The organism is Alkanindiges illinoisensis (assembly GCF_004377485.1).
Classification (GTDB): domain Bacteria; phylum Pseudomonadota; class Gammaproteobacteria; order Pseudomonadales; family Moraxellaceae; genus Alkanindiges; species Alkanindiges illinoisensis_A.
Map to the genome: position 1 here is coordinate 1 of NZ_SNTY01000068.1, position 1,356 is coordinate 1,356.

Below are 1,356 nucleotides of genomic sequence, written 5' to 3' on the forward strand. Positions count from 1 at the left end.
AAGTGCTGGCAAATAAGGAAAAGGGTTGCGCTCGTTGCGGGACTTAACCCAACATCTCACGACACGAGCTGACGACAGCCATGCAGCACCTGTATGTGAATTCCCGAAGGCACTCTCTCATCTCTGAAAGATTCTCACTATGTCAAGACCAGGTAAGGTTCTTCGCGTTGCATCGAATTAAACCACATGCTCCACCGCTTGTGCGGGCCCCCGTCAATTCATTTGAGTTTTAGTCTTGCGACCGTACTCCCCAGGCGGTCAACTTATCGCGTTAGCTGCGCCACTAAAGGATCAAATCCCCCAACGGCTAGTTGACATCGTTTACGGCATGGACTACCAGGGTATCTAATCCTGTTTGCTCCCCATGCTTTCGCACCTCAGCGTCAGTATTAGGCCAGAAGGCTGCCTTCGCCATCGGTATTCCTCCAGATCTCTACGCATTTCACCGCTACACCTGGAATTCTACCTTCCTCTCCCATACTCTAGCTTGCCAGTATCGAATGCAATTCCCAGGTTGAGCCCGGGGATTTCACATCCGACTTAACAAACCGCCTACGCGCGCTTTACGCCCAGTAATTCCGATTAACGCTCGCACCCTCTGTATTACCGCGGCTGCTGGCACAGAGTTAGCCGGTGCTTATTCTGCGGGTAACGTCCACTAATCCCAGGTATTAACCAGGTTAGCCTCCTCCCCGCTTAAAGTGCTTTACAACCAAAAGGCCTTCTTCACACACGCGGCATGGCTGGATCAGGCTTGCGCCCATTGTCCAATATTCCCCACTGCTGCCTCCCGTAGGAGTCTGGACCGTGTCTCAGTTCCAGTGTGGCGGATCATCCTCTCAGACCCGCTACAGATCGTCGCCTTGGTAGGCCTTTACCCCACCAACTAGCTAATCTGACCTAGGCTCATCCATTAGTGCAAGGCTCAAAGAGTCCCCTGCTTTCCCCCGTAGGGCGTATGCGGTATTAGCGTGCGTTTCCACACGTTGTCCCCCGCTAATGGGCAGATTCCTAGGCATTACTCACCCGTTCGCCGCTAAGTGATGGTGCAAGCACCATCACTCCGCTCGACTTGCATGTGTTAAGCCTGCCGCCAGCGTTCAATCTGAGCCATGATCAAACTCTTCAGTTTAATATCAATTGTGCCTTTAATCTAAGACACCAAATCTGGCTCATTAATCGAATACTTGCTAAAAATTCGCTCAAATAAACTTCGAGAAATTCTCACCAGTTCAAATCAATGATAATTTATCATCGCCAAAAACCAGTAAAAATCCACACAAGTTGTTCTTTACAATCTTTTAATGAATCAATCCACCAATCTCTTGGTAAATTCACAACACCTCGTCAGTGTTG

1 rRNA gene is annotated in these 1,356 nt (G+C 49.7%); it reads right to left on the reverse strand.

Annotation, left to right across the window (positions count from 1 at the left end):
• Positions 1–1,132, reverse strand: a 16S ribosomal RNA gene (locus tag E2B99_RS12790); the annotation flags it as partial.
• Positions 1,133–1,356: the final 224 nt, after the last annotated feature.